General features: G+C 61.0%; 6 protein-coding genes. 2 read left to right on the top strand and 4 right to left on the bottom strand.

What is annotated here, in order from left to right; genetic code table 11:
* The first annotated feature begins 98 nt into the window (after positions 1-98).
* Positions 99-713, top strand: a complete 615-nt coding sequence (locus CAK78_RS00490; protein WP_094696020.1) for a trimeric intracellular cation channel family protein — start codon at positions 99-101, stop codon at positions 711-713.
* A gap of 93 nt (positions 714-806) precedes the next feature.
* Here the strand turns inward: CAK78_RS00490 and CAK78_RS00485 are convergent, their stop codons facing one another.
* The 4 genes from CAK78_RS00485 to CAK78_RS00470 all read right to left on the bottom strand — a co-directional run bounded on the left by CAK78_RS00485 (position 807) and on the right by CAK78_RS00470 (position 4,183).
* Positions 807-1,058, bottom strand: a complete 252-nt coding sequence (locus CAK78_RS00485; RefSeq protein WP_005303367.1) for a hypothetical protein — start codon at positions 1,056-1,058, stop codon at positions 807-809.
* A 92-nt stretch (positions 1,059-1,150) separates the two neighbouring features.
* On the bottom strand, positions 1,151-1,696 hold the full coding sequence (locus CAK78_RS00480) for a DUF882 domain-containing protein (protein ID WP_005303369.1): 546 nt from the start codon (positions 1,694-1,696) through the stop codon (positions 1,151-1,153).
* Positions 1,697-1,846: 150 nt separating this feature from the next.
* Positions 1,847-3,331 (bottom strand): L,D-transpeptidase family protein, encoded by a 1,485-nt coding sequence (locus CAK78_RS00475; protein ID WP_094696019.1) that lies wholly within the window; start codon positions 3,329-3,331, stop codon positions 1,847-1,849.
* A gap of 81 nt (positions 3,332-3,412) precedes the next feature.
* Positions 3,413-4,183, bottom strand: a complete 771-nt coding sequence (locus tag CAK78_RS00470) for a substrate-binding periplasmic protein (RefSeq protein ID WP_094696018.1) — start codon at positions 4,181-4,183, stop codon at positions 3,413-3,415.
* Between the two features lie 315 nt (positions 4,184-4,498).
* Here CAK78_RS00470 and CAK78_RS00465 point away from each other — a divergent pair, with 315 nt between their 5' ends.
* A complete protein-coding gene (locus tag CAK78_RS00465) occupies positions 4,499-5,044 on the top strand; it encodes a hypothetical protein (RefSeq protein ID WP_094696017.1) in 546 nt (181 codons plus the stop codon).
* The last annotated feature ends 109 nt before the right edge of the window (positions 5,045-5,153 follow it).

Below are 5,153 nucleotides of genomic sequence, written 5' to 3'. Positions count from 1 at the left end.
CCCTTTTCATTACTTAATCTAATGCATAGATGAGTTTACTTGTCCCGCCAGAGCTAGATTGTTAGGATGCGGGCCTTTCTCGCACCCTGGGATATCTCATGTTACATGCACTCTTCTTGCTGGGCCTGGTGGCCGAAGGGATGACAGGCGCGCTGGCCGCGGGCCGGCGACGGATGGACTTGTTCGGCGTGGTGATCATCGCCTCGGCGACGGCCATCGGGGGCGGCACCATCCGCGACGTGCTGCTGGGCCATTACCCCCTGCTCTGGGTCGAACACCCGGAGTATGTGCTGCTGGTCGCCGGCGCGGCCATGGCCGGCGTCATCTCGGCACCGCTGATGCGCTATCTCGGCAAACTGTTCATGGCGCTCGATGCCCTGGGGCTGGTGGTCTTCTCCATCTTCGGTGCGGCCAGGGCGCTGGAGATGGGTCACGGCGCCGGCATCGCCTGCATCATGGCGGTGGTGACGGGGGCCTTCGGCGGCGTGCTCAGGGATCTGCTCTGCCAGCGCATTCCGCTGGTGTTTCGCCGCGAGCTCTATGCCGCCATCTCGCTGGTGACCGCCGCCATCTACTGCCTGGCGCTGGATCAGGGCCTGCCCAACGACTGGGCCGCCTTCGGTGCCATCGGCATCGGCTTCGTGCTGCGCCTGCTGGCGGTGCGCTTCAAGTGGGGGCTGCCCACCTTCCACTATCAATACGCCGCGCACTGAGCGCGCCAGCTTCTGGCGAGCCGGTACGGCTCACAGCCAACAAAAAAGCGCCGGTCAGGCGCTTTTTTGTTGGGTAAGGGGGCAGCAACTGCCTCAGTTGATCCCTTCCGAGCTGAAGAAGGTCGCCTTGTCGGCGATGAAGCGGATCTTGATGTTCTTGCCCTCATCGCCCCAGATGCAGCTGGTGGTACCCAGCGCATCGTCACAACGCTCGGCCTTGCCGAGGATGCTGCTCGCCTCGGCGTAGCTGATCCCCATCTTGAGCTTGTCGTAGTTTTCGCGGTTGAGCTTGCCACAACCGGTCAGCAGCAGGGCAATCAGCCCGCCAAGCAAAATATGTTTCATCTGGTTCTCCTCTGCATGGTGTCCAGAGCCTACCAGCTCGGCCACCCCGCTGACCAGTCACCCGCCGGGCCGATGCGGCCAGCAACCGGCCGTTACCAGCTGCGCACGGGCCCTGTGTCGAGGTGCACGAAGTTGTCGCTCGGGTAGTAACCGACACCGCCCACCTTGAGATGAAGCGCCGCCTTGCGCAGGTGCGCCAGCTGTACCCCGGGGATCCGCACGTCCACCGCCTGCCCCAGGGTGTGATAGCTGTGCTTGGCTACCCCGCGGCTGCGACTGCGCTTCTGGCGATTGGTCACGGGGGAGCGATAGCCCGAGATAAGCTGGATTTCGCCGTGGCGACCCAGCTTGTGCTGCAGCAGGTAGAGCTGGTCGAACAGCTTCCTGTCGATGTTGAACACTTCGTTGCGACGGTAGTCGCGAAAGATGTGGTTGAGCTCGGCCAGCCCGTCTTTCAGATAGCGGCCATCTTCCCAGTAGCTGGTGCGCACCCGCTCGCCGGTGTTGAGATTGAAGAAGCTGAGTTCACGTCCCGCCGTACTGCGGCTCGCCATGGCGGGGAAGGACAACAGCGAGCCCCCCAGCAGGCAACCGGCACCCAGCAGCAGGCGACGTCGGCTTATCTCTTGATCAAGCATCCCTTGTCCGTCCATCGCAATGTTGAGGTGAAACCGTTGAATAAATTTGATACAGGCGCTTGAAACTACCCGCCGAGCCGGCCGCTGTCAAACCGCAAGGGGCCATGAAAAAGCCCGGCGCAGGCCGGGCTTTTCACTCTGTGGCGAGGATCACAGCAGGCGACTCTGGTAGCTGACTCGATCAAATCCATAGATGTCGTTGCGCAGTTGCTGACGCCCCTCCTCGTCGATCCAGCTGCTCCAGTAGACGGTGAACACCGGGATCGGAGTGGTCAGCGGCAGCCACTTGGTCTGGCTCTCTTTCAGGATGCTGGCCACCTTGTCAGGCTGGTAGCGGGAGTCCGCCAGCAGCAGCTCGGCCAGATCGTCGGCATGCTCCACCCGGATGCAACCCGAACTGAATGCGCGCGCGCCTTGCTCGAACAGCGCCTTGCGCGGGGTGGAGTGCAGGTAGATCGCCTCGTTGTTGGGCAGATAGAACTTGTAGCGACCCAGAGCATTGTGATCGCCGGGCTTTTGCCGCAGACGATAGGGGAAACCGGACGCCAGTGCCTGCTGCCAGCCCTCTTCGGTGAACTGCACCGGATTGCCCTCGCCGTCGATCACCTCGAATTGCTCGCGATTGAGGTAGGCGGGATCGCGCCCCAGCTTGGGCAGAATGTCCTTGCTCAGGATGGAGCGCGGCACGTGCCAGGCCGGGTTGAGCACGATGGAGCGGATCTCGCTGGCGAGGATCGGAGTGGCCCGCTGCTCCTTGCCGACGATCACCCGGCTGGTAAACACCTCGTTGCCGGACTCCACCACGCTCAGCCGATAGTCGGGTATGTTGACCAGCACGTAGCGGGCCCCGGAGAGCTGATCCACCAGATCGCGTCGCCACAGGTTGCGTAGCAGCAGGCTGGCGCGCACCTCGGGCCCGGTGTTGAGCCAGCTGCGGGTCTGCCGGCCTATGATGCCGTCGGCAGTCAGACCGTGGCGGCGCTGGAACTGCTTGACCGCCTGCAGGGTGTCGGCGTCATAGGTAGCGTCGTCATGGCGCGGGGCCGTGTCACCCAGCTCGTTGAGGATGGAGCGGATTTGACCCAGCTCCGGGGAAACCTCGCCAGCCCGCAGGGTCGGCATGGTCAGGGTCGGCCACTTCTTGGCCATGGGCAGCGCCAGCAGCTTGCGCACTTCCTCGCGCACCGCCTCGTATTCTGCGACCTGGGGTCTGAGCTGCTTGACCTGTTCCAGCAGGTTGTCGCCGGCCGGCTCATGGACCAGCGGCTTGTTCAGATTGAGTTTGAGGGTCTGCATCTGCTCGCGGGAGACCAGATCCATGGCCCGCCACGCCTGCTGGAACCGGGCCAGCTTGCCGAACGCCTCGTCATAGAGGGCGCCGCGCTGATCCGCCGGCTTGGCCTGCAGCTTCTTCCAGAGCGTATAGAAATCCGGGTGCAGCTGGGCCAGCACGGCCTCCTGCAGTTGCTGCTCCAGCTCTTGCCTGGCCTGCTCCGCCGTCCGGTTCTGATACCAGTCGTGCTGCTCCGCCGCATTGCTCACCACCACCTGGCCTTCGCTGGCCTGTGCCATGGCTGCCGGCCAACAGCCCAGCCAGATCAGGTTTGCCAATGCCAGCCAATACTTCTTCCCCATGCTTACCTCAAGATAGGTTCACTTCAATCCGTCAGACCCGGCGGTCAAGGCGCTCATCATGCGTGAATGCCCGCGACTTTGCTAGCCGGCGGGCGCATAGCGCCGCCAGATAATGTCATACTCATTTGTTGCTTTAAATTTGGTCAGCTCACGATTGAACTCCCGCACGAATTCGGGAGACAGCCGTTTCTTGCTGAACATGAAAAAGGTCGGTGCTTCATATACGGCCATCTCATGGGGGACGATCAGATCGCCCAACCCCTCCTTCTTCAAGCCCCAGGGGGTGGCCAGCACATCGCCAAGGAAACCGTCGATTCTCCCAAGGACCAGCTTGCCGTAGTTCTGCTCGTCGTTGACCACGCTCACCTGGGCGGCATAACGGCGCAGCAGCTCGCTGATGTCGGCGCCGTAGTAGTAATCCTTGGTAACCCCCAGGGTATGTCCGCTGGCCAGCCAGCTCGCCAGGTCAGTCTCGGAATAGGAGGATGACTTGCGGATCCAGAGCGCGCTGCGCCCCGGATTGTAACCATCGGAAAACCAGGCGTAACGGGCGCGATCCTCGTTGAAGTAGGCCTCCATGGCGATGTCGACCACCCCCAGCTCAAGGCCGTGCAACACCCGTTTCCAGGGCATCTCCACGTAACTGGCCTTGCAATCCAGTCGCTTGAGCATGGCGTTGAGCGTCTCGATGGCAAAGCCCTGCAGCTCTTTCTTGCCGGCCGCGGCATCGAGGTAATAGTGATAGGGCGGCCAGTTGTCATAACCGATCCGCAAGGGAGCAGGGCACAGGGCATTTGCCGACACCAGCGGTGGCAGCAACCAGAGCATCCAGCAACAGAGTTTCAGCTTCATGGGTCATCCTTGACGGCATATCAACTCATCATAAATCGGCCTCGGCAAAATGGCGACAGATCCTGCCACAGGGATGCAGACCATGATCGGGGCCCCGAAAAAGCGGTATCGCCCGAGCAGAAAAGGGGCCCGGCCGGCCCGCCACAACAGGGTCTGGGGGCTAGCTAAAAAGAGGGAGAAGCGACATTTGGAACACCGATCAGAAAGGGGTTAATATGTGACCAAATATATTTTTGTGATCCACTATGCTTTTTTTGCAATTGGATTAGCATATGCGCGAAATCAGCTTACAAACCGTGAGGCGCAGAGAGTGATATGACGTACAAAAAGTTTGGTTTTCTGACCGCCATCATGGCGCTGAGTGGTTTCTATCTCTACACCCTCTATCTGGCCACCCACCCCAACGTGAGCCTGGCCTACAAGCTCTATTACCTGGAAGGCAAGACCCGCTTCTGGGAGCACAACTCCAGCATGACCTACCAGCCCGGCAACGAGCTCAATCTGACCAAGCCTAGCCGCTTCCTCTCCAGTGAAGGCTGGGCCAAGAAGCCGAGCGCGGACGGCACCGAACTGAGCGGCCAGGGCGGCCTTTACTTCGTGCTGCCCAAGCAGCAGGCACAGCCGGAAGAGCTCACCATCCAGGCCCGGGTCAACAGCCCGCAGGCCGGTACCCTGCTCAAGGTGGCACTGGGTCACGATTTCACTACCACCGTCAAGCTGGCCAAGGCCGGCATCAACGAGATCCGTCTCAGCCTGCCGGGCGAGTCGCTGACCTCTGACCCCAAGCGTCCCAACTTTCTGGCGCTCTCCGCCCCGACGCCGCTCAACGTCCAGTCGGTGCGCTTGACCGTCGCCCAGTAAGACGTATTCTCCAATACGCTGTTTTATAAAATAATTTTCCAAATAAGGAAGTTTTCATGTCGCATGCCGATTTTCGACTCTCTCTGATCGTTCCCGTTTACAACGAGGA

Source organism: Aeromonas sp. A35_P (genome assembly GCF_002259925.1).
Classification (GTDB): Bacteria; Pseudomonadota; Gammaproteobacteria; order Enterobacterales; family Aeromonadaceae; genus Aeromonas; species Aeromonas dhakensis.
Note: the sequence above shows the minus strand (reverse complement) of the source record. Positions and strands in the feature narration are given on the sequence as shown.

Coding starts and splice junctions, on each gene's coding strand:
- CAK78_RS00490 (WP_094696020.1), top strand. CDS start 99: ATGTTACATGCACTCTTCTTGCTGGGCCTGGTGGCCGAAGGGATGACA.
- CAK78_RS00485 (WP_005303367.1), bottom strand. CDS start 1,058: ATGAAACATATTTTGCTTGGCGGGCTGATTGCCCTGCTGCTGACCGGT.
- CAK78_RS00480 (WP_005303369.1), bottom strand. CDS start 1,696: ATGCTTGATCAAGAGATAAGCCGACGTCGCCTGCTGCTGGGTGCCGGT.
- CAK78_RS00475 (WP_094696019.1), bottom strand. CDS start 3,331: ATGGGGAAGAAGTATTGGCTGGCATTGGCAAACCTGATCTGGCTGGGC.
- CAK78_RS00470 (WP_094696018.1), bottom strand. CDS start 4,183: ATGAAGCTGAAACTCTGTTGCTGGATGCTCTGGTTGCTGCCACCGCTG.
- CAK78_RS00465 (WP_094696017.1), top strand. CDS start 4,499: ATGACGTACAAAAAGTTTGGTTTTCTGACCGCCATCATGGCGCTGAGT.